The organism is Pseudomonas sp. B21-017 (assembly GCF_024749245.1).
Classification (GTDB): domain Bacteria; phylum Pseudomonadota; class Gammaproteobacteria; order Pseudomonadales; family Pseudomonadaceae; genus Aquipseudomonas.
The window spans coordinates 5,519,230-5,544,092 of record NZ_CP087194.1 but is presented as its reverse complement, the minus strand read 5'-3'; the positions used below and the strand labels follow the sequence as shown (position 1 = coordinate 5,544,092).

19 protein-coding genes, 2 tRNA genes and 3 rRNA genes are annotated in these 24,863 nt (G+C 57.1%); 18 read left to right on the top strand and 6 right to left on the bottom strand.

Annotated elements, in window-relative coordinates:
- Positions 1-5: 5 nt before the first annotated feature.
- From ilvC to LOY28_RS25100, 13 genes are all read left to right on the top strand, one after another.
- Positions 6-1,022 (top strand): ketol-acid reductoisomerase, encoded by a 1,017-nt coding sequence (gene ilvC / locus LOY28_RS25160; protein ID WP_003228216.1) that lies wholly within the window; start codon positions 6-8, stop codon positions 1,020-1,022.
- 145 nt (positions 1,023-1,167) lie between these two features.
- Positions 1,168-2,025, top strand: coding sequence for a CDP-diacylglycerol--serine O-phosphatidyltransferase (gene pssA, locus LOY28_RS25155; RefSeq protein WP_008006914.1), 858 nt, complete (start codon positions 1,168-1,170; stop codon positions 2,023-2,025).
- A gap of 63 nt (positions 2,026-2,088) precedes the next feature.
- Positions 2,089-3,102: a protein-methionine-sulfoxide reductase catalytic subunit MsrP gene (msrP, locus tag LOY28_RS25150; RefSeq protein ID WP_018930219.1), complete on the top strand. Its 1,014-nt coding sequence runs from the start codon at positions 2,089-2,091 to the stop codon at positions 3,100-3,102.
- On the top strand, positions 3,102-3,722 hold the full coding sequence (msrQ, locus tag LOY28_RS25145; RefSeq protein ID WP_258612682.1) for a protein-methionine-sulfoxide reductase heme-binding subunit MsrQ: 621 nt from the start codon (positions 3,102-3,104) through the stop codon (positions 3,720-3,722). The genes msrP and msrQ overlap by 1 nt, the downstream gene beginning before the upstream one ends.
- 544 nt (positions 3,723-4,266) lie before the next feature.
- Positions 4,267-5,805: ribosomal RNA gene (locus LOY28_RS25140) — 16S ribosomal RNA — on the top strand.
- A gap of 82 nt (positions 5,806-5,887) precedes the next feature.
- Positions 5,888-5,964: transfer RNA gene (locus tag LOY28_RS25135), tRNA-Ile, on the top strand.
- Positions 5,965-5,993: 29 nt separating this feature from the next.
- Positions 5,994-6,069 (top strand) — tRNA-Ala (locus tag LOY28_RS25130).
- Between the two features lie 246 nt (positions 6,070-6,315).
- Positions 6,316-9,207: ribosomal RNA gene (locus tag LOY28_RS25125) — 23S ribosomal RNA — on the top strand.
- Positions 9,208-9,375: 168 nt separating this feature from the next.
- A 5S ribosomal RNA gene (gene rrf, locus LOY28_RS25120) occupies positions 9,376-9,491 on the top strand.
- Together the 16S, 23S and 5S rRNA genes with 2 tRNA genes alongside form the textbook arrangement of a ribosomal RNA operon.
- A 152-nt stretch (positions 9,492-9,643) precedes the next feature.
- Positions 9,644-10,303, top strand: a complete 660-nt coding sequence (locus LOY28_RS25115) for a paraquat-inducible protein A (RefSeq protein ID WP_019581179.1) — start codon at positions 9,644-9,646, stop codon at positions 10,301-10,303.
- A complete protein-coding gene (locus tag LOY28_RS25110) occupies positions 10,290-10,913 on the top strand; it encodes a paraquat-inducible protein A (RefSeq protein WP_007941211.1) in 624 nt (207 codons plus the stop codon). Before LOY28_RS25115 ends, LOY28_RS25110 begins: the two co-directional genes overlap by 14 nt.
- Entirely contained in the window at positions 10,906-13,209 is a 2,304-nt protein-coding gene (locus tag LOY28_RS25105; RefSeq protein WP_258612681.1) for an intermembrane transport protein PqiB, read from the top strand. The genes LOY28_RS25110 and LOY28_RS25105 overlap by 8 nt, the downstream gene beginning before the upstream one ends.
- A gap of 129 nt (positions 13,210-13,338) precedes the next feature.
- Positions 13,339-14,280 (top strand): AEC family transporter, encoded by a 942-nt coding sequence (locus LOY28_RS25100; RefSeq protein ID WP_018927222.1) that lies wholly within the window; start codon positions 13,339-13,341, stop codon positions 14,278-14,280.
- Positions 14,281-14,310: 30 nt separating this feature from the next.
- On the opposite strand, the gene LOY28_RS25095 is transcribed toward LOY28_RS25100, so the two are convergent.
- The 6 genes from LOY28_RS25095 to gatC form a co-directional block, all read right to left on the bottom strand.
- A complete protein-coding gene (locus LOY28_RS25095; protein ID WP_007941215.1) occupies positions 14,311-14,691 on the bottom strand; it encodes a carboxymuconolactone decarboxylase family protein in 381 nt (126 codons plus the stop codon).
- Entirely contained in the window at positions 14,688-15,755 is a 1,068-nt protein-coding gene (locus LOY28_RS25090; RefSeq protein WP_258614506.1) for a calcium/sodium antiporter, read from the bottom strand. Before LOY28_RS25090 ends, LOY28_RS25095 begins: the two co-directional genes overlap by 4 nt.
- 44 nt (positions 15,756-15,799) lie before the next feature.
- Positions 15,800-16,174: a septal ring lytic transglycosylase RlpA family protein gene (locus LOY28_RS25085; RefSeq protein ID WP_258612680.1), complete on the bottom strand. Its 375-nt coding sequence runs from the start codon at positions 16,172-16,174 to the stop codon at positions 15,800-15,802.
- A 191-nt stretch (positions 16,175-16,365) separates the two neighbouring features.
- Entirely contained in the window at positions 16,366-17,811 is a 1,446-nt protein-coding gene (gatB, locus tag LOY28_RS25080; protein ID WP_018927219.1) for an Asp-tRNA(Asn)/Glu-tRNA(Gln) amidotransferase subunit GatB, read from the bottom strand.
- Positions 17,812-17,821: 10 nt separating this feature from the next.
- Positions 17,822-19,273, bottom strand: a complete 1,452-nt coding sequence (gene gatA, locus LOY28_RS25075) for an Asp-tRNA(Asn)/Glu-tRNA(Gln) amidotransferase subunit GatA (protein WP_018927218.1) — start codon at positions 19,271-19,273, stop codon at positions 17,822-17,824.
- A 16-nt stretch (positions 19,274-19,289) separates the two neighbouring features.
- Positions 19,290-19,577, bottom strand: a complete 288-nt coding sequence (gatC, locus tag LOY28_RS25070; protein WP_007901429.1) for an Asp-tRNA(Asn)/Glu-tRNA(Gln) amidotransferase subunit GatC — start codon at positions 19,575-19,577, stop codon at positions 19,290-19,292.
- A 210-nt stretch (positions 19,578-19,787) separates the two neighbouring features.
- On the opposite strand from gatC, the gene mreB reads away from it, so the two are divergent.
- From mreB to rng, 5 genes are all read left to right on the top strand, one after another.
- Positions 19,788-20,825, top strand: a complete 1,038-nt coding sequence (gene mreB, locus LOY28_RS25065; RefSeq protein WP_002555108.1) for a rod shape-determining protein MreB — start codon at positions 19,788-19,790, stop codon at positions 20,823-20,825.
- Between the two features lie 143 nt (positions 20,826-20,968).
- Positions 20,969-22,096, top strand: a complete 1,128-nt coding sequence (gene mreC / locus LOY28_RS25060) for a rod shape-determining protein MreC (protein ID WP_081626525.1) — start codon at positions 20,969-20,971, stop codon at positions 22,094-22,096.
- Positions 22,096-22,587: a rod shape-determining protein MreD gene (gene mreD / locus LOY28_RS25055; RefSeq protein WP_018927216.1), complete on the top strand. Its 492-nt coding sequence runs from the start codon at positions 22,096-22,098 to the stop codon at positions 22,585-22,587. Before mreC ends, mreD begins: the two co-directional genes overlap by 1 nt.
- A gap of 91 nt (positions 22,588-22,678) precedes the next feature.
- On the top strand, positions 22,679-23,275 hold the full coding sequence (locus tag LOY28_RS25050; protein ID WP_019581173.1) for a nucleoside triphosphate pyrophosphatase: 597 nt from the start codon (positions 22,679-22,681) through the stop codon (positions 23,273-23,275).
- A 57-nt stretch (positions 23,276-23,332) separates the two neighbouring features.
- The gene (gene rng, locus LOY28_RS25045) at positions 23,333-24,790 is read left to right on the top strand and encodes a ribonuclease G (RefSeq protein ID WP_007941226.1); all 1,458 of its coding nucleotides are present in this window, start codon (positions 23,333-23,335) and stop codon (positions 24,788-24,790) included.
- The last annotated feature ends 73 nt before the right edge of the window (positions 24,791-24,863 follow it).

Here is a 24,863-nt window from a genome sequence, read left to right as displayed (position 1 = left end):
AATTCATGAAAGTTTTCTACGATAAAGACTGCGACCTGTCGATCATCCAGGGCAAGAAAGTTGCCATCATTGGTTACGGCTCCCAAGGCCACGCTCAAGCGTGCAACCTGAAAGACTCCGGCGTTGACGTTACCGTTGGCCTGCGTAAAGGTTCGGCCACCGTTGCCAAAGCTGAAGCCCACGGCCTGAAAGTGACTGACGTTGCTTCCGCCGTAGCAGCTGCCGACCTGGTCATGATCCTGACCCCGGACGAGTTCCAGTCCTCGCTGTACAAGAACGAAATCGAGCCGAACATCAAGAAAGGCGCCACCCTGGCCTTCTCCCACGGTTTCGCGATCCACTACAACCAGGTTGTTCCGCGCGCTGACCTCGACGTGATCATGATCGCGCCGAAAGCTCCGGGCCACACCGTGCGTTCCGAGTTCGTCAAAGGCGGCGGTATCCCTGACCTGATCGCTATCTACCAGGATGCTTCGGGCAACGCCAAAAACGTTGCACTGTCATACGCTGCCGGCGTTGGTGGCGGTCGTACCGGCATCATCGAAACCACCTTCAAGGACGAGACCGAAACCGACCTGTTCGGCGAACAAGCCGTTCTGTGCGGGGGTACCGTTGAGCTGGTAAAAGCCGGTTTCGAAACCCTGGTTGAAGCTGGCTACGCGCCGGAAATGGCCTACTTCGAATGCCTGCACGAATTGAAGCTGATCGTTGACCTCATGTACGAAGGCGGTATCGCCAACATGAACTACTCGATCTCCAACAACGCTGAGTACGGCGAGTACGTGACAGGTCCGGAAGTAATCAACGCCGAATCCCGTCAGGCCATGCGCAACGCCCTGAAACGTATTCAGGACGGCGAATACGCCAAGATGTTCATCAGCGAAGGCGCCACTGGCTATCCTTCGATGACCGCCAAGCGTCGTAACAACGCCGCTCACGGTATCGAAATCATCGGTGAGCAACTGCGCTCCATGATGCCGTGGATCGGTGCCAACAAGATCGTCGACAAAGCCAAGAACTAAGTCACGAGCTTGTACGGAAAACGCGGCCTAGGCCGCGTTTTTTCGTTTGGACCCGCCGGTTCTGGTATAAAGCTGCATCGTTTGCGGTCGAACCGTCGTCCCAGACACCTGTCGAAACTTTCCACCCCGTTGCAAGGTAATGTCCATGAGCGAACGTCCCGAAGAGCCAAAGCAGGCTTCTGACGCCGAAAGCCTTCTGCCCATCGATGAGCACATCGAAGAAGGGCATGACGCTGAAGGCCGTAAAGTCCGGCATCGTGGTATCTATCTTCTGCCGAATCTGTTCACCACTGCGAACCTGTTCGCAGGGTTCTATTCCATCATCAACTCGATGAGCGCCCAGAGCGCCTTGAGTGCCGGTGATGCAATCGGCGCGAGCAAGTATTTTGCGTTTGCCGCGATCGCGATTTTCGTTGCCATGGTGCTCGACGGCCTCGACGGTCGCGTCGCTCGCATGACCAACACCCAAAGCGCCTTCGGTGCGGAGTACGACTCGCTGTCGGATATGGTTGCCTTTGGCGTCGCGCCGGCTTTGCTGGCATTCGGCTGGGCCTTGGGCGATATGGGCAAAGTCGGCTGGATGGTCGCCTTCATCTATGTGGCGGGTGCGGCGTTGCGCCTGGCACGCTTCAACACGCAGGTCGGCACCGCCGACAAGCGCTACTTCATCGGTCTGGCCAGCCCGGCCGCGGCCGGTGTGGTCGCGGGAATTGTCTGGGCGTTCAGCGATTACGGCATTCAGGGTTCCAAAATGTCGTTCCTGGTTGCACTGATGGTTGCCGCCGCAGGCATGCTGATGGTCAGTAACATCAAGTACAACAGCTTCAAGGAGCTGGACTTGAAGGGGCGCGTTCCCTTTGTCGCGATCCTGGCAGTGGTGCTGGTATTTGCCGTTGTATTCAGTGATCCGCCGCGCATCCTGCTGCTGGTTTTCCTTGCCTATGCGGCTTCCGGGCCGGTGCAGTACCTGCTGCGTCTTCGTCGGCACAAAAAAGCCGAGTGATGTAATTTCCCTCATACTCCGCAGTCTATGGGTGCATCTGTCCTCCAATGCTGCGGAGTTGCCATGCTGATCAAAGTCCCCAAAGCGTCTGACTGTCATGAGTCAGACGTCACGCCTGAATCTCTCTACCTTTCTCGTCGCAATGTATTAGGCGCGGCCGTTGCCGGTTTGGCTGTGAGTACGCTGCCGCGGTGGGCGAGTGCCGACGATGCTGCGCGTTATGCCGATGTCGAGCCTGGCAAGGCGCCGTCCTGGTTTGCCGAAAAACTGCCTTCCACTAAATGGGGGGCGGTCAACGTCAAGGATGAAGCAATCACGCCTTTCAAGGATGCGACCCACTACAACAACTTCTATGAGTTCGGTACCGACAAAGGCGATCCTGCGGCCAACGCCGGTGCGCTAAAAACCGAACCGTGGAGCGTGGTGGTAGACGGGGAGGTGGGTAAGCCGGGGCGGTATGCGCTGGAAGACTTCATGAAGCCTTATCAGCTGGAAGAGCGTATTTATCGTCTTCGCTGTGTGGAGGCCTGGTCGATGGTCATTCCGTGGATAGGTTTTCCAATTTCGGCTTTGCTGAAGGAAGTAGAACCGACGTCCAAGGCCAAATTTATTCGCTTTGAAACCCTGCAAGATCCCAAGAGTATGCCTGGACAACGTTCTGGCTTCGCCTTGATCGACTGGCCATATGTAGAAGGGCTGCGTCTGGATGAGGCGATGAATCCGTTGGCGATTCTCGCTGTAGGCATGTATGGACGTGAGTTGCCCAATCAGAACGGTGCGCCGCTACGTCTGGTGGTGCCGTGGAAATACGGCTTCAAGAGCATCAAGTCCATCGTGCGAATCAGCCTGGTCAGTGAGCAGCCGAAAACCACCTGGCAGAGCATTGCCTCGAATGAGTATGGCTTTTATGCGAACGTGAACCCGACAGTCGACCACCCGCGTTGGACGCAGGCACGGGAAAGGCGTTTGCCGAGCGGTCTGTTCAAGCCCAATGTGCGGGACACGCAAATGTTCAACGGCTACTCGGATGAAGTCGCTTCTTTATATGCAGGGCTCGATCTGCGGAAGAATTACTGATGCGATATCTGTTCTGGCGTATTGGTGTCTTTATCGCCGCAGCTGTTTGGCCGCTGCTTTGGTTGTATCAAGCCTGGGCGGATGTGCTGGGACCTGATCCAGGAAAGGTGCTGGTTGATCGTCTAGGGTTGGGGACGCTTGTCCTGCTGCTCATTACGTTAAGCATGACGCCATTGCAGAAGCTCACCGGTTGGTCGGGGTGGATAGCTGTCCGACGGCAGTTGGGGTTGTGGTGTTTCGCCTATGTGGTTTTGCATTTGAGCGGTTATGCGGCGTTCATCCTCGGCTTTGATTGGTCACAACTGGGTATCGAGTTGCGCAAGCGGCCGTACATTATCGTCGGGGTGCTGGGTTTTCTCGGTTTGTTGGCGCTGGCGGTTACCTCCAATCGTTACAGTCAGCGGCATTTGGGCGTTCGCTGGAAAAGACTGCATCGGTTGGTCTATGTGATTCTCGGGCTTGGGTTACTGCATATGTTGTGGATCGTTCGCGCCGATCTGAGGGAGTGGGCGATCTACGCTTCTATAGGTGCGTTGTTATTAGTATTGAGATTGCCGCCTGTAACCCGCCGAATTCCACGTTTAATCGTTAAAAAGGCACCTTCTGCAAGAAAGGCGTAATTAGAGGTTGACGGCAGATCCTGGACGTCTATAATTCGCCCCACTTCCGGCGCAGTCGAAACGGAAAACTCCTTGGTAAACAACGAGTTACGCAGTTTTCGACAGCGGTTATGCTTCAGTTCATCGAAGCCAGAAGGAGTTGGTAAGGCAGGGTATTGTCGCCTTATTGACGGTTCGATCTTCTCGGTCGAAAGCGGAGAAAAAGAGGTGTTGACAGCAGCGGCTAACGCTGTAGAATTCGCCTCCCGCTAACGAGAGATCGGAAGCGCAAGTGGTTGAAGTTGCAAAGGAAACTTTGAAAACTTCTGAAAATAACCGCTTGACAGCAACAGAGGCTGCTGTAGAATGCGCGCCTCGGTTGAGATGAAAGCTCTTAACCAACCGCTCTTTAACAACTGAATCAAGCAATTCGTGTGGGTGCTTGTGGGGTCAGACTGATAGTCAACAAGATTATCAGCATCACAAGTTACTCCGCGAGAAATCAAAGATGTAACCAACGATTGCTGAGCCAAGTTTAGGGTTTCTTAAAAACCCAAAGATGTTTGAACTGAAGAGTTTGATCATGGCTCAGATTGAACGCTGGCGGCAGGCCTAACACATGCAAGTCGAGCGGCAGCACGGGTACTTGTACCTGGTGGCGAGCGGCGGACGGGTGAGTAATGCCTAGGAATCTGCCTGGTAGTGGGGGATAACGTTCGGAAACGAACGCTAATACCGCATACGTCCTACGGGAGAAAGCAGGGGACCTTCGGGCCTTGCGCTATCAGATGAGCCTAGGTCGGATTAGCTAGTTGGTGAGGTAATGGCTCACCAAGGCGACGATCCGTAACTGGTCTGAGAGGATGATCAGTCACACTGGAACTGAGACACGGTCCAGACTCCTACGGGAGGCAGCAGTGGGGAATATTGGACAATGGGCGAAAGCCTGATCCAGCCATGCCGCGTGTGTGAAGAAGGTCTTCGGATTGTAAAGCACTTTAAGTTGGGAGGAAGGGCAGTTACCTAATACGTGATTGTTTTGACGTTACCGACAGAATAAGCACCGGCTAACTCTGTGCCAGCAGCCGCGGTAATACAGAGGGTGCAAGCGTTAATCGGAATTACTGGGCGTAAAGCGCGCGTAGGTGGTTCGTTAAGTTGGATGTGAAATCCCCGGGCTCAACCTGGGAACTGCATTCAAAACTGTCGAGCTAGAGTATGGTAGAGGGTGGTGGAATTTCCTGTGTAGCGGTGAAATGCGTAGATATAGGAAGGAACACCAGTGGCGAAGGCGACCACCTGGACTGATACTGACACTGAGGTGCGAAAGCGTGGGGAGCAAACAGGATTAGATACCCTGGTAGTCCACGCCGTAAACGATGTCAACTAGCCGTTGGGAGCCTTGAGCTCTTAGTGGCGCAGCTAACGCATTAAGTTGACCGCCTGGGGAGTACGGCCGCAAGGTTAAAACTCAAATGAATTGACGGGGGCCCGCACAAGCGGTGGAGCATGTGGTTTAATTCGAAGCAACGCGAAGAACCTTACCAGGCCTTGACATCCAATGAACTTTCCAGAGATGGATTGGTGCCTTCGGGAGCATTGAGACAGGTGCTGCATGGCTGTCGTCAGCTCGTGTCGTGAGATGTTGGGTTAAGTCCCGTAACGAGCGCAACCCTTGTCCTTAGTTACCAGCACGTAATGGTGGGCACTCTAAGGAGACTGCCGGTGACAAACCGGAGGAAGGTGGGGATGACGTCAAGTCATCATGGCCCTTACGGCCTGGGCTACACACGTGCTACAATGGTCGGTACAGAGGGTTGCCAAGCCGCGAGGTGGAGCTAATCCCATAAAACCGATCGTAGTCCGGATCGCAGTCTGCAACTCGACTGCGTGAAGTCGGAATCGCTAGTAATCGCGAATCAGAATGTCGCGGTGAATACGTTCCCGGGCCTTGTACACACCGCCCGTCACACCATGGGAGTGGGTTGCACCAGAAGTAGCTAGTCTAACCTTCGGGGGGACGGTTACCACGGTGTGATTCATGACTGGGGTGAAGTCGTAACAAGGTAGCCGTAGGGGAACCTGCGGCTGGATCACCTCCTTAATCGACGACATCAGCTGCTCCATAAGTTCCCACACGAATTGCTTGATTCATTGAAGAAGACGATACGAAGCAGCCCGAAATTGGGTCTGTAGCTCAGTTGGTTAGAGCGCACCCCTGATAAGGGTGAGGTCGGCAGTTCGAATCTGCCCAGACCCACCAATTTTGTGTGGGAATACCTGTAGAAATACGGGGCCATAGCTCAGCTGGGAGAGCGCCTGCCTTGCACGCAGGAGGTCAACGGTTCGATCCCGTTTGGCTCCACCACTACTGCTTCTGTTGTTGAAAGCTTAGAAATGAGCATTCCATTGTGATGATGGTGAATGTTGATTTCTAGTCTTTGGCTAGATCGTTCTTTAAAAATTTGGGTATGTGATAGAAAGATAGACTGAACGTTACTTTCACTGGTAACGGATCAGGCTAAGGTAAAATTTGTGAGTTGCTCTTAATTGAGCATGCGAATTTTCGGCGAATGTCGTCTTCACAGTATAACCAGATTGCTTGGGGTTATATGGTCAAGTGAAGAAGCGCATACGGTGGATGCCTTGGCAGTCAGAGGCGATGAAAGACGTGGTAGCCTGCGAAAAGCTTCGGGGAGTCGGCAAACAGACTTTGATCCGGAGATGTCTGAATGGGGGAACCCAGCCATCATAAGATGGTTATCTTGTACTGAATACATAGGTGCAAGAGGCGAACCAGGGGAACTGAAACATCTAAGTACCCTGAGGAAAAGAAATCAACCGAGATTCCCTTAGTAGTGGCGAGCGAACGGGGACTAGCCCTTAAGTGGCTTTGAGATTAGCGGAACGCTCTGGAAAGTGCGGCCATAGTGGGTGATAGCCCTGTACGCGAAAATCTCTTAGTCATGAAATCGAGTAGGACGGAGCACGAGAAACTTTGTCTGAATATGGGGGGACCATCCTCCAAGGCTAAATACTACTGACTGACCGATAGTGAACTAGTACCGTGAGGGAAAGGCGAAAAGAACCCCGGAGAGGGGAGTGAAATAGATCCTGAAACCGTATGCGTACAAGCAGTGGGAGCCCACTTTGTTGGGTGACTGCGTACCTTTTGTATAATGGGTCAGCGACTTATTTTCAGTGGCGAGCTTAACCGAATAGGGGAGGCGTAGCGAAAGCGAGTCTTAATAGGGCGTCTAGTCGCTGGGAATAGACCCGAAACCGGGCGATCTATCCATGGGCAGGTTGAAGGTTAGGTAACACTGACTGGAGGACCGAACCGACTACCGTTGAAAAGTTAGCGGATGACCTGTGGATCGGAGTGAAAGGCTAATCAAGCTCGGAGATAGCTGGTTCTCCTCGAAAGCTATTTAGGTAGCGCCTCATGTATCACTGTAGGGGGTAGAGCACTGTTTCGGCTAGGGGGTCATCCCGACTTACCAAACCGATGCAAACTCCGAATACCTACAAGTGCCGAGCATGGGAGACACACGGCGGGTGCTAACGTCCGTCGTGAAAAGGGAAACAACCCAGACCGTCAGCTAAGGTCCCAAAGTTATGGTTAAGTGGGAAACGATGTGGGAAGGCTTAGACAGCTAGGAGGTTGGCTTAGAAGCAGCCACCCTTTAAAGAAAGCGTAATAGCTCACTAGTCGAGTCGGCCTGCGCGGAAGATGTAACGGGGCTCAAACCATACACCGAAGCTACGGGTATCACTTAGGTGATGCGGTAGAGGAGCGTTCTGTAAGCCTGTGAAGGTGAGTTGAGAAGCTTGCTGGAGGTATCAGAAGTGCGAATGCTGACATGAGTAACGACAATGGGTGTGAAAAACACCCACGCCGAAAGACCAAGGTTTCCTGCGCAACGTTAATCGACGCAGGGTTAGTCGGTCCCTAAGGCGAGGCTGAAAAGCGTAGTCGATGGAAAACAGGTTAATATTCCTGTACTTCTGGTTATTGCGATGGAGGGACGGAGAAGGCTAGGCCAGCTTGGCGTTGGTTGTCCAAGTTTAAGGTGGTAGGCTGGAATCTTAGGTAAATCCGGGATTCTAAGGCCGAGAGCTGATGACGAGTGTTCTTTTAGAACACGAAGTGGTTGATGCCATGCTTCCAAGAAAAGCTTCTAAGCTTCAGGTAACCAGGAACCGTACCCCAAACCGACACAGGTGGTTGGGTAGAGAATACCAAGGCGCTTGAGAGAACTCGGGTGAAGGAACTAGGCAAAATGGCACCGTAACTTCGGGAGAAGGTGCGCCGGTGAGGGTGAAGCACTTGCTGCGTAAGCCCACGCCGGTCGAAGATACCAGGCCGCTGCGACTGTTTATTAAAAACACAGCACTCTGCAAACACGAAAGTGGACGTATAGGGTGTGACGCCTGCCCGGTGCCGGAAGGTTAATTGATGGGGTTAGCTAACGCGAAGCTCTTGATCGAAGCCCCGGTAAACGGCGGCCGTAACTATAACGGTCCTAAGGTAGCGAAATTCCTTGTCGGGTAAGTTCCGACCTGCACGAATGGCGTAACGATGGCGGCGCTGTCTCCACCCGAGACTCAGTGAAATTGAAATCGCTGTGAAGATGCAGTGTATCCGCGGCTAGACGGAAAGACCCCGTGAACCTTTACTATAGCTTTGCACTGGACTTTGAATTTGCTTGTGTAGGATAGGTGGGAGGCTTTGAAGCGTGGACGCCAGTTCGCGTGGAGCCATCCTTGAAATACCACCCTGGCAACTTTGAGGTTCTAACTCAGGTCCGTTATCCGGATCGAGGACAGTGTATGGTGGGTAGTTTGACTGGGGCGGTCTCCTCCTAAAGAGTAACGGAGGAGTACGAAGGTGCGCTCAGACCGGTCGGAAATCGGTCGTAGAGTATAAAGGCAAAAGCGCGCTTGACTGCGAGACAGACACGTCGAGCAGGTACGAAAGTAGGTCTTAGTGATCCGGTGGTTCTGTATGGAAGGGCCATCGCTCAACGGATAAAAGGTACTCCGGGGATAACAGGCTGATACCGCCCAAGAGTTCATATCGACGGCTGTGTTTGGCACCTCGATGTCGGCTCATCACATCCTGGGGCTGAAGCCGGTCCCAAGGGTATGGCTGTTCGCCATTTAAAGTGGTACGCGAGCTGGGTTTAGAACGTCGTGAGACAGTTCGGTCCCTATCTGCCGTGGACGTTTGAGATTTGAGAGGGGCTGCTCCTAGTACGAGAGGACCGGAGTGGACGAACCTCTGGTGTTCCGGTTGTCACGCCAGTGGCATTGCCGGGTAGCTATGTTCGGAATAGATAACCGCTGAAAGCATCTAAGCGGGAAACTAGCCTCAAGATGAGATCTCACTGGAGCCTTGAGCTCCCTGAAGGGCCGTCGAAGACTACGACGTTGATAGGTTGGGTGTGTAAGCGCTGTGAGGCGTTGAGCTAACCAATACTAATTGCCCGTGAGGCTTGACCATATAACACCCAAGCAATTTGTATGCTTCGAGCTGAAAAGCGAAAGGGCACCAGATTGCGGTGTGTGAAGACGCAATGAACCGAAAGTTCGCAAGCATTCACAAAAACCGCACAAACTATCGCATACCCAATTTGCTGAAGCGTCGAAAGACGGTTCGGTACCCGAATTTCTTGACGACCATAGAGCATTGGAACCACCTGATCCCATCCCGAACTCAGAAGTGAAACGATGCATCGCCGATGGTAGTGTGGGGTTTCCCCATGTGAGAGTAGGTCATCGTCAAGATTAAATTCCGAAACCCCTATCTGCGTACGCCGCAGGTAGGGGTTTTGTTTTGCCCGCAGAAAAAGTCTACTTCGCTGGTAACACAAAATTGCACAGTTATTTTCGAGTCAGGGCACTAGAATAGGTCCAACTTTTTTGGAGCCAGAGCCTTTATGCCAGATCCGGTTGACGCCCCTGGGCTGTCAGATTTACCACTGGACGGTTTGGTGGCGTGTCATGAGTGCGACTTGCTGATGCGCAAGCCTGAACTCGCCCATGGTGAGAAGGCCATTTGTCCACGCTGCGGTTATGAGCTGTATGCCCATCGGCACAATGTCGTGCAGCGCAGTCTCGCCTTGGTCATTGCCGCCCTGTTGTTGTATATCCCCGCGAACTTTTTACCCATCATGCAGCTCCATCTACTCGGGCAGTCATCGAATGACACTGTCTGGAGCGGTGTTCTCGGTTTGTTCGATACCGGTATGCAGGGCGTAGCAGCAGTCGTATTTCTCTGCAGCATGGGGATTCCGCTGCTCAAGCTGCTCTGCCAATTGGTGGTGCTGCTGAGTATCCGATTCAATATCGGACGCAGCTACGGTTTGCTGCTCTACCGCATTTATCACCATCTTCGGGATTGGGGGATGCTTGAGGTTTACCTCATGGGCGTGCTGGTCGCGATCGTCAAATTGGCCGATATGGCGGCGATTACCGTAGGTCTTGGTCTGGCGTGCTTTATCAGTTTGTTGTTGGTCCAGGTCTGGCTGGAAGTGGTGATGTCGCCGCACCAGATCTGGCAGGCATTATCAGGAGAAGATGCCCATGCGGGCGATTGATGCGGGCATTCTGATTTGTGCCGAATGCCACGAGTTGAACAAGCAGGAAGCCGGCACTGACGAGCAGGTCTGCACCCGCTGTGGTGCGTTGGTTCATGCGCGCCGACCGAACAGCCTGATGCGTACCTGGGCGCTGCTGGTCACTGCTGCGATTATTTATATCCCGGCCAATGTGCTGCCGATCATGACCGTCAGTTCCCTGGGGCAGGGCGATCCGAGCACCATCATGTCCGGCGTGATCCAACTGGTTCAGCACGGCATGATTCCAATCGCGGCTGTGGTTTTTATCGCCAGTATTCTGGTTCCTACGTTCAAACTGGTGGGCATCGGGTTGCTGCTGTTTTCGGTGCAGCGGCGCCAGCCACTCTCCGCACGCCAACGTATATGGATGTACCGCTTTATCGAGTTCATCGGCCGCTGGTCGATGCTCGATATTTTTGTGATCGCCATCCTGGTGGCGGTTGTGAATTTCGGACGGCTTGCCAGCGTCGAAGCCAATCTTGGCGCCATCGCCTTCGCCAGTGTGGTGATTCTGACGATGCTTGCCGCAGTAACTTTCGATCCCCGACTGATTTGGGATAACACGGAGTCGGACGACGACCATGACTGATTTGCCTACAGCGAAAACCCGACCGGCCTCTAACTGGTCTGCCATTTGGGTATTGCCCCTGATCGCCTTGCTCATTGGCGGTTGGCTCGCCTGGCGTGCCTATAGCGAGACAGGCATTGAGATCCATGTGCGCTTCGAAAGCGGCGAAGGTATTCAGGCCAACAAGACCGAAGTCGTTTACAAAGGTATGTCGGTCGGTAAGGTGAAAGCCCTCACACTCGATGACGAAGGCAGCGCCAAAGGCGTGATCGCCACCATCGAGATGAATAAGGACGTGGAGCAATACCTCAGAACCAGCACGCGTTTCTGGCTGGTCAAGCCGAGCGTAACCCTGGCCGGTATCACGGGCCTGGAGACGCTGGTCTCGGGTAACTATGTGGCTGTCAGCCCGGGAGAGGGCGAGCCGACCCGCAAGTTCAAGGCCCTGGCCGAAGAGCCGCCTCTGTCGGACGCCAAGCCTGGTCTGCACCTGACCATCAAGGCTGATCGTCTCGGTTCGCTGAATCGCGGCAGTCCGGTGTTCTACAAGCAGATCCAGGTCGGTCAGATCAAAAGCTATTTGCTGTCCGCGGACCAGAACACCGTTGAACTCAAAGTCTTCATCGAGCCGACCTACGCCAGCCTGGTACGCAAACACACGCGTTTCTGGAATGCCAGCGGCATCAGCATCGATGCCAACCTGTCCGGTGTGAAAGTGCGTAGCGAGTCCCTCGCCAGCATCGTTGCTGGTGGTATTGCGTTTGCTACACCGGAAAACCGTAAGGACAGCCCACCCACCGATCCAAGCCTGCCGTTCCGCCTCTATGAAGACTTCGATGCAGCCGCCGCCGGTATTCGGGTCAAGGTCAAACTCAGCGATTTCGAAGGCCTGCAGGCCGGTCGTACACCGGTGATGTACAAAGGCATTCAGGTCGGCAATCTGAAGGCGCTCAAGATTGACCCGGACCTCTCCAGTGCAACCGCCGAGCTGACGCTCGACCCATTGGCTGAGGATTACCTGGTCACCGGCACGCAGTTCTGGGTGGTCAAACCATCGATTTCGCTGGCTGGTATCACCGGTCTGGAAGCATTGGTCAAAGGTAACTACATCGCCGTGCGCCCTGGCGACAAGGGGGGCGCACCGCAGCGCGAGTTCGAAGCACGGGCCAAGGCGCCGCCGCTGGATCTGCGTTCGCCGGGCCTGCATCTGGTGCTGTTCACCGAAAACCTCGGCTCACTGGAAGTCGGCAGTCCGATTCTCTACAAGCAGGTCAAGGTGGGTTCGGTGCAGAGCTACCAGTTCTCTCGCACTAAAAAGCAGCTGGTGATCGGTGTGCACATCGAGAAGGAATACGAGGGGCTGGTCAACGCCTCGACGCGCTTCTGGAATGCCAGCGGTATTACGCTGTCAGGTGGGCTGACCGGTGGCATCCAGGTCAAAAGTGAGTCGTTGCAAAGCCTGATGGCTGGCGGCATTGCTTTCGAAACCCCAGAAGCCAAAGCGCCGTTGCGGAAGCGCATTCCACGTTTCCGTCTGTTCGCCAGTCATGAAGAGGCAAACCAGAAAGGCGCCGTGGTGACCATCAAGGTCGATCGCGCCGATGGTCTGCGCACGGGCACGCCGATCCGGTTCAAAGGCCTCGACGTCGGCAAGATCGAAGACGTCGACCTCAGTGACGACCTGCAATCGGTACTGCTGACTGCGCGAATCACGGAAGTGCCGGAGCGTATCGCTCGGGTGGGCAGTCAGTTCTGGGTGGTCAAACCTGAATTGGGTCTGATCAAGACGTCCAACCTTGAGACGCTGGTGACCGGGCAGTACATCGAAGTGCAACCGGCGCCGAAGAATCTCGGTCCGCAAAAGGACTTCGTAGCGCTGACCAATCCTCCGGAAACCGCCAAGGAAGAGGCCGGTTTGAGCCTGGTATTGAGTGCTGCTCGTCGAGGTTCGCTGAAGACCGGTGTACCCGTCACCTATCGCGAAATCACGGTGGGCAAGGTGACTGGCTATGAACTGGGGCAGACGGCGGATCGAGTGTTGGTACACATCCTGATCGAGCCGAAGTACGCGCCATTGGTACGCAGTGGCACGCGGTTCTGGAACACCAGTGGTTTTGGTTTTGACTACGGCTTGTTCAAAGGCGCAACCATACGCACCGAATCGCTGGAGACGCTGATCCAGGGCGGTATCGCCTTTGCCACACCGGATGGCGACCGCATGGGTGTCCCGGCGCGGCCTGAACAAACGTTTCCGCTGTTCGACAAGTTTGAAGATGAATGGCTGACTTGGGCGCCGAAGATTTCTATCGGTAAGTAACCCGAGGTTAATTTGGCGCTTATCAGGACGTCTTCGCGGGCAAGCCCGCGAAGACGGTCTACCAGACGCCGACGTCTCCGGTGGCTTATCATTAGCCCCCTAACGACGCCCACCCAAGGTTCCCCCGGCATGCTGGCTATTTTCCTCGAAACCCTGAACATCACTGCGCCGGTGTTTGCCATGCTGTTTCTGGGTGTGCTGCTCAAGCGCATCGACTGGATCAACGACAACTTCATCCATACTGCGTCGGCCCTGGTGTTCAATGTCACCATGCCGGCGTTGCTGTTTCTGGGCATCTTGCATGCCGACCTGCACGCTGCGTTGCAACCAGCGCTGCTGATCTACTTCTCGGTCGCGACCCTGATGTGCTTTGCAATTGCCTGGGGTTGGGCGATCTGGAAATGCCCGCGGGAAGATCGGGGCATCTACACCCAAGGCGCGTTTCGCGGCAATAACGGGGTAATCGGCCTGGCCCTGGCGGCGAGCATGTACGGCGACTATGGCATTTCCCTTGGGGCGATTCTCGCGGCGCTGGTGATCCTGTTTTACAACACGCTCTCAACCATTGTGCTGGCGGTCTATAGCCCGGTGATCAAGTCTGATCCGTGGAGTATCTGCAAAAGTGTGATGGCCAATCCGCTGGTCATCAGTGTGATAGCGGCCGCACCATTTGCCTGGTTCCAGATCGGCTTGCCGGGGTGGCTGGAGAGGTCCGGTCAATATTTGGCGCAAACCACCTTGCCATTGGCATTGATCTGCATCGGTGGCACGTTGTCGCTGGCGGCAATGCGCAAAAGCGGCACGATGGCGCTGAGTTCAAGTCTGGTGAAGATGATCGGCCTGCCGGTGCTGGCGACACTCGGCGCCTGGCTCTGGGGCTTTCGTGGGGCGGAGTTGGGGATTCTGTTTCTGTACTTCGGCAGCCCGACCGCCGCGGCCAGTTTCGTCATGGCCCGGCAGGCCAATGGCAATCATGAACTGGCGGCGGCGATCATCGTGATTACTACACTGATGGCGGCGGTCACCACCAATATCGGGATCTTTTTGTTGCAGTGGGGTGGGTGGATCTAACCTCGGGATTTGCGGCGTTCTTCAGGTCGTCTACTCCGGCTTCTGATAGGTATCGATCACTTCCTGCGCCGCCCGAAATGCATCGATCGCCGCCGGCACACCGGCATACACCGCGCAATGCAGCAGCGCTTCGCGAATCTCTTCCACCGTGCAACCGTTGTTCAACGCACCGCGCACATGGCCTTTCAATTCTTGCGGGCACTTCAACGCGGTCAGCGCAGCGAGAGTGATCAGGCTGCGGGTTTTCAGCGGCAAACCTTCGCGGTTCCACACGCCGCCCCAGGCGTGCTCATTGACGAAGTCCTGCAGCGGCTGGGTGAATTCGGTGGCGTTGCCCAGGGCGCGGTCGACGAACGCGTCGCCCATCACTTGGCGGCGGATTTCAACCCCAGGCTTCTTATCAGTGCTCATGGCAATTCCCTCTTGTGGTGTTGGCGACGCCAGGCGCGAAGAGAGGTGAACAGCAAAAACGCCACCAGCGCCGGCAGGACGAAAAAGAGCATAAGGTGTTCAAGCTTGCCAGCCAGCGGCATGCCCGTGGTGAACGACACCACGTGCAGCCCATAGGCCAGGTACAAGCCCAAAAACAGCAGGCCTTCGGCGCGGGTCACCCGGTAGCCGGAATAGAACACAGGCAGGCACAGCACCGCGACTCCGAGCATCACCGGCAAATCGAAATCCAGCGCGTTGGGCGAGACCGACAATGGTGATGGCGCGATCAATGCGGTCAGCCCGAGCACGCCCAAGAGGTTGAACAGGTTGCTGCCGATCACGTTGCCCACCGCGATGTCCCGCTGACCGCGCAACGCGGCGATCAACGAAGTGGCCAGTTCCGGCAGGGAGGTGCTGACGGCGACGATGGTCAGGCCGATGATCCGCTCCGACAAACCCAGGTCGGTCGCGACCGCCACCGCGGCGCCGAGCAACAAGTGCCCGGCGAACACCAGCATCGCCAGCCCGGCGACAATCATCAGCAGGCTGCTGAACCACGGTGCCTGCGACGCTTCATGAGCCCCTGATGGCGGACGGGCCGAGTGCCGCGACTGGCGCAGCAGCAAGCCCAGGTACAGCACCAGCGCGGCCAGCAGCATCATGCCGTCGACTCGATTCAGTTCTTTGTTCCACGCCAGTACGAACACCAGCAGGCTGGCGCCGATCATCAGTGGAATATCCAGACGCACCAATTGTCGCGAAACCCGCAATGGAGTAATCAGCGCCGAGAGCCCGAGGGTGACGAGGATGTTGAAGATGCTGCTACCAATCACGCTACCGACGGCGATGTCGGCGTTTTGCGCCAGGGTGGCTTGCAAGCTGACCGCCATCTGCGGTGCGCTGCTGCCGAGGGCCACGATGGTCAGGCCGATGATCAGCGGCCGCACATGCAGGCGCGCGGCCAGGCGTACGGCGGCGCGCACCATCAGTTCGGCGCCGGCGATCAGTAAAAACAGGCCGGCGAACAATTCAATGACGCTGATCAGGGGTAAATCGGCCAGTCCGAAAATAGTCAGCGCTCCGTCTATCAGTCGTCGAGGGCTTGCACGCGAACCTTCGCGGTGCCACTGCGCAGCATGCCCAACTGGTCGGCCGCTTCACGGGACACGTCGATCAGGCGCCCGCGAGAATACGGCCCGCGGTCGTTGATGCGTACCACGCAGGATCTGTCGTTATTCAGATTGGTAATCTTCACCCGGGTGCCGAATGGCAACTGGCGATGGGCAGCGGTCAGGCCATGCTGGTTGAAACGCTCACCGCTGGCGGTGCGTTTGCCATGGTGCTTGGCACCGTAATACGAGGCCAGGCCGGTCTTGTCGTAGCCGTGTGGATCGATGGTGTCGGTACTGGCACAACCGGCCAGTAGAGAGAGCAAGGCGCAAGCGCTGAGCAGATGTTTCATTTGGACGGCTCCCAAAATAAATGTGGCGAGGGAGCTTGCTCCCGCTCGACCGAGAAGCGGTCGCAAAATCGGCTGATGCATTCTCGCTGAAAGAGTGCGGTTGCTGATTTGGGCCTGCTTCGCAGACCAGCGGGAGCAAGCTCCCTCGCCACAAGGAATGGAGCCAATATTGAGAGCTGGCTCCATTCTCATCAGCCTTCGAGCTTGCTTTTAAGCAGTTCGTTGACCTGTTGCGGGTTGGCTTTGCCTTTGGAGGCTTTCATGGCCTGGCCGACGAAGAAGCCGAACATCTTGCCGCGTTTGGCTTCGTCTGCCGCGCGGTATTGTTCGACCTGTTCAGCGTTGGCTGCGAGCATTTCGTCCAGTACCGCCGAGATCGCGCCGGTGTCGGTCACTTGCTTGAGGCCGCGCTTGTCGATGATTTCGTCCGCGCTGCCTTCGCCGTTGGCCATGGCTTCAAACACCACTTTGGCGATCTTGCCGGAGATAGTGTTGTCCTTGATGCGCAGCAGCATGCCGCCCAGTTGCTCGGCCGAAACCGGCGACTGGTCGATGTCCAGGCCTTGCTTGTTCAACAGGCTGCCCAGTTCAACCATGACCCAGTTGGCCGCCAGTTTGGCGTCGCCGCTGATGCTCACGACTTTCTCGAAGTAATCGGCTTGTTCGCGGCTGGTGGCCAGGACGCTGGCGTCATACACCGACAAACCGAACTGCTGCTGGAAACGCTCGCGTTTCTGCGGCGGCAGTTCCGGCAGGGTGGCGCGCACCTCGTTGAGGAACGAGTCCTCGATGACTACCGGCAGCAGGTCAGGGTCGGGGAAGTAACGGTAGTCGTTGGCTTCCTCTTTGCTGCGCATCGGACGGGTTTCGTCCTTGTTCGGATCGTACAGGCGGGTCTGCTGGATCACCTTGCCGCCGTCTTCGATCAGTTCGATCTGGCGTTGCACTTCGCTGTTGATCGCCTTCTCGATGAAGCGGAACGAGTTGACGTTCTTGATCTCGCAGCGAGTACCGAACTCGGCCTGGCCTTTCGGACGGATCGACACGTTGCAGTCGCAACGCAGCGAGCCTTCGGCCATGTTGCCGTCGCAGATGCCCAGGTAGCGTACCAGCGCGTGGATCGCCTTGACGTAAGCCACGGCTTCCTTGGCGCTGCGCATGTCCGGCTCGGAAACGATTTCCAGCAACGGCGTGCCGGCACGGTTCAGGTCGATGCCGGTGGCGCCGCTGAATTCTTCGTGCAGGCTTTTACCGGCGTCTTCTTCCAGGTGCGCGCGAGTGATGCCGACGCGTTTGACCGTGCCGTCTTCGAGGGCGATGTCCAGGTGGCCCTTGCCGACGATCGGCAATTCCATCTGGCTGATCTGATAGCCCTTGGGCAGGTCCGGGTAGAAGTAGTTTTTGCGGGCGAACACGTTGTGCTGACCGATCTCGGCATCGATGGCCAGGCCGAACATCACCGCCATGCGCACCGCTTCCTGGTTCAGCACCGGCAATACGCCGGGCATGCCGAGGTCAACCAGGCTGGCCTGGGTGTTCGGCTCGGAACCGAAGGTGGTGGAACTACCGGAAAAGATTTTCGACCGGGTGGTGAGCTGGGTATGAATCTCCAGCCCGATCACGACTTCCCATTGCATGTGTTTCTCCTCAGAAGCCGGTTGGGGTGCGGGTGTGCCAGTCAGTGTTTTGCTGATACTGATGGGCAACGTTCAACAGGCGACCTTCCTGGAAATACGGGGCGAGCAGTTGCACGCCGACCGGCAGGCCATCGACAAAACCTGCAGGCATGGACAAGCCCGGCAGACCGGCGAGGTTGGCGGTGATGGTGTAAACGTCTTCCAGGTACGCGGCGACCGGGTCGTTGTTCTTGGCGCCGAGCTTCCAGGCCGGGTTCGGCGTGGTTGGGCCGAGGATGATGTCGACCTCATTGAAGGCGGCCATGAAGTCGTTCTTGATCAAGCGACGGATCTTCTGCGCCTTGAGGTAGTAGGCGTCGTAGTAACCGGCCGACAGTGCATAGGCACCGACCATGATCCGGCGCTGTACTTCCGGGCCGAAACCTTCGCCACGGGAACGCTTGTACAGGTCTTCCAGGTTTTTCGGGTCTTCGCAGCGATAGCCGAAACGTACGCCATCGAAGCGCGACAGGTTGGAGGACGCTTCCGCCGGGGCGATCACGTAGTACGCAGGAATCGCGTGCTGCATGTTCGGCAGGCTGATTTCCTTGATCACGGCGCCGAGCTTTTTCAGCTCTTCAACGCTGGCCATGATCAGGTCGGCGATGCGCGGGTCCAGGCCTGCGCTGAAGTATTCCTTCGGCACGCCGATGCGCAGGCCTTGCAGCGAACCGTTGAGGCCGGCGCTGTAATCAGGCACGGGCTCGTCGATGCTGGTGGAGTCCTGCGGGTCGAAACCGGCCATGCCTTGCAGCAGGATCGCGCAGTCTTCGGCGGTACGGGCCAGCGGGCCGCCCTGATCGAGGCTGGATGCGTAGGCGATCATGCCCCAGCGCGAAACACGACCGTACGTCGGTTTCAGGCCGGTTAGGTTGGTCAGCGCAGCGGGCTGACGAATGGAGCCGCCGGTGTCGGTGCCCGTTGCCGCCGGCAACAGACGAGCGGCCACCGCCGCCGCGGAACCGCCGGACGAACCGCCCGGAACATATTCCAGGTTCCACGGGTTTTTCACCGCGCCGTAGTAGCTCGACTCGTTGGCCGACCCCATGGCGAATTCGTCCATGTTGGTCTTGCCCAGAGTCACGGCCCCGGCAGCGGCCAGTTTGGCGACCACGGTGGCGTCGTACGGCGCCTTGAAGTTGTCGAGCATCTTCGAGCCGCAGCTGGTGCGGATGCCCTGGGTGCAGAACAGGTCTTTGTGGGCGATCGGCGCGCCGAGCAGGGCGCCGCTCTCACCGTTGGCCCGACGTGCGTCAGCGGCTTTCGCCTGCTGCAGTGCCAGGTCTTCGGTGAGGCTGATGAAACTGTTGAGCTGCGGGTCGAGCTGGGCGATGCGCGCCAGCAGGACTTTGGTCAGCTCTTCGGAGGAAAACTTTTTATCGGCGAGTCCGCGGGCGATCTCGGCCAGAGTCAATTGATGCATTGCAGGCTCTTTCCCTTTAGTCGATGACTTTCGGAACCAGGTACAGGCCGTTTTCGACCGCTGGTGCGATGGACTGATAGGCCTCGCGATGATTGGTCTCGGTCACGACGTCTGCACGCAGGCGCTGGCTGGCTTCCAGTGGGTGGGCCAGCGGCTCGATACCGTCGGTATTGACCGCTTGCATTTCGTCGACCAGCCCGAGAATGCTGTTCAGGGCCGAAGTGATGTGTGGAAGATCGGCATCATTGAGGCCAAGGCAGGCCAGATGAGCGATTTTTTCCACGTCGGAGCGTTCAAGCGCCATGGGAATCTCCAGTGGAAAACAAAACGGACCGCGTCCGTGTGTTAGATTGTCGGAACACTACCGCATATCTACGGTCTCAAGGCCGCGATTGTGGTGCTTGGTGCACAGAAAAGCAGCCAATTTAACATATTGGCGCCTTGCCCAAAATCCCTGTCGTTGTTAGAGTTTGCCGCACTTTTTTACCCACGCGTTGCCTAGGGTCCCTTTCCCATGTTCAAGAAACTGCGTGGCATGTTTTCCAGCGATCTTTCCATTGACCTGGGCACTGCCAACACCCTTATTTACGTGCGCGAGCGCGGTATCGTCCTGAATGAGCCATCGGTTGTGGCTATTCGGACACACGGTAACCAGAAAAGTGTCGTTGCTGTCGGCACCGAGGCCAAGCGCATGCTCGGTCGTACGCCGGGCAATATTGCAGCCATTCGTCCGATGAAGGACGGCGTGATCGCCGACTTCAGCGTTTGCGAAAAAATGCTGCAGTACTTTATCAACAAGGTTCACGAAAACAGCTTTTTGCAGCCTAGCCCTCGTGTGCTGATCTGCGTTCCATGCAAATCCACCCAGGTTGAGCGTCGTGCCATCCGTGAGTCGGCCCTCGGTGCCGGCGCCCGTGAAGTGTTCCTGATTGAAGAGCCAATGGCTGCTGCGATCGGTGCCGGCCTGCCGGTTGAAGAAGCTCGCGGTTCGATGGTTGTCGATATCGGTGGCGGTACCACTGAAATCGCGCTGATCTCCCTCAACGGTGTGGTCTATGCCGAATCCGTACGGGTTGGCGGCGACCGCTTCGACGAAGCGATCATCACCTACGTGCGTCGCAACTACGGCAGCCTGATCGGCGAATCCACCGCCGAGCGCATCAAGCAGGAAATTGGTACGGCCTACCCGGGCGGCGAAGTTCGTGAAGTCGACGTTCGTGGCCGTAACCTGGCCGAAGGCGTTCCACGCGCATTCACCCTGAACTCCAACGAAGTGCTGGAAGCTCTGCAAGAGTCGCTGGCCACTATCGTTCAGGCAGTGAAAAGTGCGCTGGAGCAATCGCCTCCGGAACTGGCTTCCGATATCGCCGAGCGTGGTCTGGTACTGACCGGTGGTGGCGCTTTGCTGCGCGACCTCGACAAGTTGCTGGCCCAGGAAACCGGTCTGCCGGTGATCGTCGCCGAAGACCCGCTGACCTGCGTTGCTCGCGGCGGTGGCCGTGCATTGGAAATGATGGATAAACACACCATGGACCTGCTGTCGAGCGAGTGATCTCGCCCGATGCATCTATGCTGGTGAGCCCGCAGGCAGCACTTTGCAGTGCTGCCTGTTGGCGTTTATCTTCTGTCAGTCTGCATCCAGGCCGGTTTGATGCCGTATGAATAAAGAGAACATTTGCCTGGGAGGAGCGGCTTATTAAACCGCTTTTCACCAAAGGCCCCTCACTGGGCGTGCGCTTGTTGGTGCTGGTCGTGCTATCGGTCGCGCTGATGGTGGTCGATGCCCGCTTCACACTGCTCAAGCCAGTGCGTAGCCAAATGTCGCTGGTGCTGATGCAGTCTTACTGGATCACCGACCTGCCACAGCGGCTATGGCAAGGTGTGGCCAGCCAATTCGGCAGCCGGACCGAGCTGGTCGCCGAAAACGAAAAACTCAAAACCGAAAACCTGCTGTTGCAGGGCCGCATGCAAAAGCTTGCCGCCCTCACCGAGCAGAACGTTCGGCTGCGCGAGTTGCTCAACTCTTCCGCGCTGGTCAACGAGAAGGTCGAAGTGGCCGAGTTGATCGGCATGGACCCCAACCCCTTTACCCATCGCATCATCATCAATAAAGGTGAGCGCGACGGTGTGATCCTCGGTCAGCCGGTGCTCGATGCCCGTGGCCTGATGGGGCAGGTGGTCGAGTTGATGCCGTACACCTCTCGGGTACTGTTGCTGACCGACACCACCCACAGCATTCCGGTGCAGGTGAACCGTAACGGTCTGCGTGCGATTGCCAGCGGCACCGGCAACCCGGAACGCCTTGAGCTGCGTCATGTGGCCGATACCGCCGATATTAAGGAAGGCGATCTGCTGGTCAGCTCCGGCCTCGGTCAGCGTTTCCCGGCGGGTTACCCGGTAGCGACGGTCAAGGAAGTGATCCACGATTCCGGTCAACCGTTTGCCATTGTGCGTGCGGTGCCGACTGCCGCGCTGAACCGCAGTCGTTATTTGCTGTTGGTGTTCAGTGATGGTCGCACAGCCGAGGAGCGCGCCAATGAAGCCGCTCAGGCTCAAGAGGCTCTGGACCGGCAAGGTGGCGGGCCGATCATTCCTGCAACCGTGCCGAAACCGGCCGCGTCGGTGGTACCGGCTGCCGCTGCAACTCCGGCTGCCGCACCTGCCGCACCTGCCGCCGCGACCCCAGTCAAACCTGCCGCGTCCCATCCTGCTGCCGCCAAGCCACCCGCGACGGCGACGGCCGCCAAACCCAAACCTGCGGCCGTGAAGCCTGCTGCCAAACCGCCTGTCGCTGCGCCGGCCACCACTGGGGGAACAGAATAATGGGCGGTGCAACTTCCTCCCGAAACGGCTGGATGGTCTGGCTGACGTTCGCCATCGGCATGTTGCTCAGCGTTTCACCGCTGCCGCAATTCATGGAGATCCTGCGTCCTTTGTGGCTGGCCTTGCTGTTGGCCTTCTGGGCGTTGGCCCTGCCGCATAAAGTCGGCATGGTCACCGCCTGGTGCCTGGGGTTGGCCGAAGACGTGCTGTATGGCACGTTGCTGGGCCAGAACGCATTGATCCTCACGCTCATTACGTTCCTGGTGCTGTCGCTGCAACAGCGCCTGCGCATGTTCCCGATGTGGCAACAGAGCCTGGTGATCCTGGTGATCTTCGGCCTCGCCCAACTGGTTCAGTTGTGGCTGAGCGCCCTGACCGGTAATCGTCAGCCGACCCTGGCTCTGGTGTTGCCGGCACTGGTCAGTGCGTTGCTCTGGCCTTGGATCAGCTTCGGTTTGCGCGGTTTGCGTCGACGCTACAAAATTAATTAATTCGGTCAGGCATGTGCTCGCACCCGGTGTCCTGTCTCGCCAAAAAGGAACAGTATTCGTGAGACAGGGCACTAGACAGGGAGATGTCTTGATGAAACAGCTGTACCTCGCCTCAGGCTCGCCGCGTCGGCGTGAACTGCTCACGCAGATCGGCGTGCCGTTCACCGCCATCAGCGCGGACATCGACGAAACCCCTTTCCCTGAAGAATCCCCATCGGCCTATGTCGAGCGTTTGGCGCGCGGCAAGGCCGAGGTCGGGCGCGGGGCGATCGTGTCCGACGCGGATTTCTGCGTGCTGGGCGCCGACACTGCCGTGGTGCTGGACGGGAAAATTCTCGGCAAACCAGTGGATGAAGCCGAAGCGTGCGCCATGCTTATGCTGTTGTCCGGGTGTGAGCATGAAGTGCTGACGGCGATTGCGGTGCACGATGGTGAACGTTGCGAGTCTCTGGTGGTGCGCAGTCTGGTGCGTTTTCGCACCATCGGCCGCGATGAAGCGGCGGCCTATTGGGCCAGCGGCGAACCCCGGGACAAGGCAGGCGGCTACGGGATTCAAGGGCTGGGCGCGGTGTTCGTCGCCGGGCTTAATGGCAGCTACTCGGCGGTGGTCGGTTTGCCGCTGTGCGAAACCGCAGAACTACTCGGCCATTTCGGCATACCCTGTTGGCAAACCCTTAACGCGCACTGAGCGTCGTACTGACAAGATGCGGCCATTATCGTGAACATGCCTGAACGAGACCCTGCCATGAGTGAAGAGATCCTGATCAACATCACGCCGATGGAATCACGCGTGGCGGTGGTCGAAAACGGTGTTCTGCAAGAGGTCCATGTCGAACGCACGCAAAAACGCGGGATCGTCGGCAATATCTACAAAGGCAAGGTCGTTCGGGTATTGCCGGGCATGCAGGCCGCCTTCGTCGATATCGGGCTGGACCGCGCCGCATTCATTCACGCCTCGGAAATTTCCCTGCGCGAAGGCCCGGCGGTGGAGAGCATCAGCTCGCTGGTTCACGAAGGCCAAAGCCTGGTGGTGCAAGTCACCAAGGACCCGATCGGCTCCAAAGGCGCACGCCTGACCACGCAACTGTCGATCCCGTCGCGCTATCTGGTGTACATGCCGCGCACTGCCCACGTCGGTATTTCCCTGAAGATCGAAGACGAAGCCGAGCGCGAACGCCTCAAGCAAGTGGTCACCGACTGCGTGGAGAAAGAAGGTATCAAGGAAGCCGGCGGTTTCATTCTGCGTACCGCTGCCGAAGGGGCCGGAGCCGATGAAATCCTCATGGATATCCGCTACCTGCGCAGGCTTTGGGACCAGATCAACGCCCAGATCAAAACCATCAGCGCGCCGAGCGTGATCTACGAAGATCTTGGTCTGGCATTGCGTACCTTGCGTGACCTGGTGAGCCCGAAGATCGAAAAGATCCGCATCGACTCCCGGGAAACCTTCCAGAAAACCACACAGTTCGTCGCCGAACTGATGCCGGAAATCGCTGACCGTCTGGAGCATTATCCGGGCGAGCGGCCGATTTTCGACCTGTATGGCGTCGAAGACGAAATCCAGAAAGCCCTGGAGCGCAAAGTGCCGCTCAAGTCCGGCGGCTATCTGGTGGTCGACCCGGCGGAAGCCATGAGCACCATCGACGTCAACACCGGAGCCTTCGTCGGTCATCGCAATCTCGAAGAAACCATCTTCAAGACCAACCTCGAAGCCGCCACCGCCATTGCCCGTCAACTGCGTCTGCGCAACCTGGGCGGGATCATCATCATCGACTTCATCGACATGGAAGATGAAGAGCATCAGCGTCAGGTGTTGCGCACCCTCGAGAAGCAACTGGAGCGCGATCACGCCAAGACCAACATCATCGGCATCACCGAGCTGGGCCTGGTGCAGATGACCCGCAAGCGCACCCGCGAAAGTCTCGAGCAAGTGCTGTGCGAACCGTGCAGCAGCTGCCAGGGGCGCGGCAAGCTCAAGACCCCGGAAACCGTCTGCTACGAGATCTTCCGCGAAATCCTGCGTGAGGCCCGTGCCTATCAGGCCGAAGGCTATCGCGTGCTGGCGAACCAGAAAGTGGTCGACCGCTTGCTCGATGAAGAGTCGGGCAACGTCGCCGAGCTCGAAGGGTTTATCGGGCGCACCATTCGGTTTCAGGTAGAAACCATGTATTCCCAGGAACAATACGACGTGGTGCTGCTCTGAAGCGTTGTATTTCAATTCCACTAGAACGGCTGGCCTCAGCTTTTTGCAGTATTTTTGCCATGGGAGCCAACTG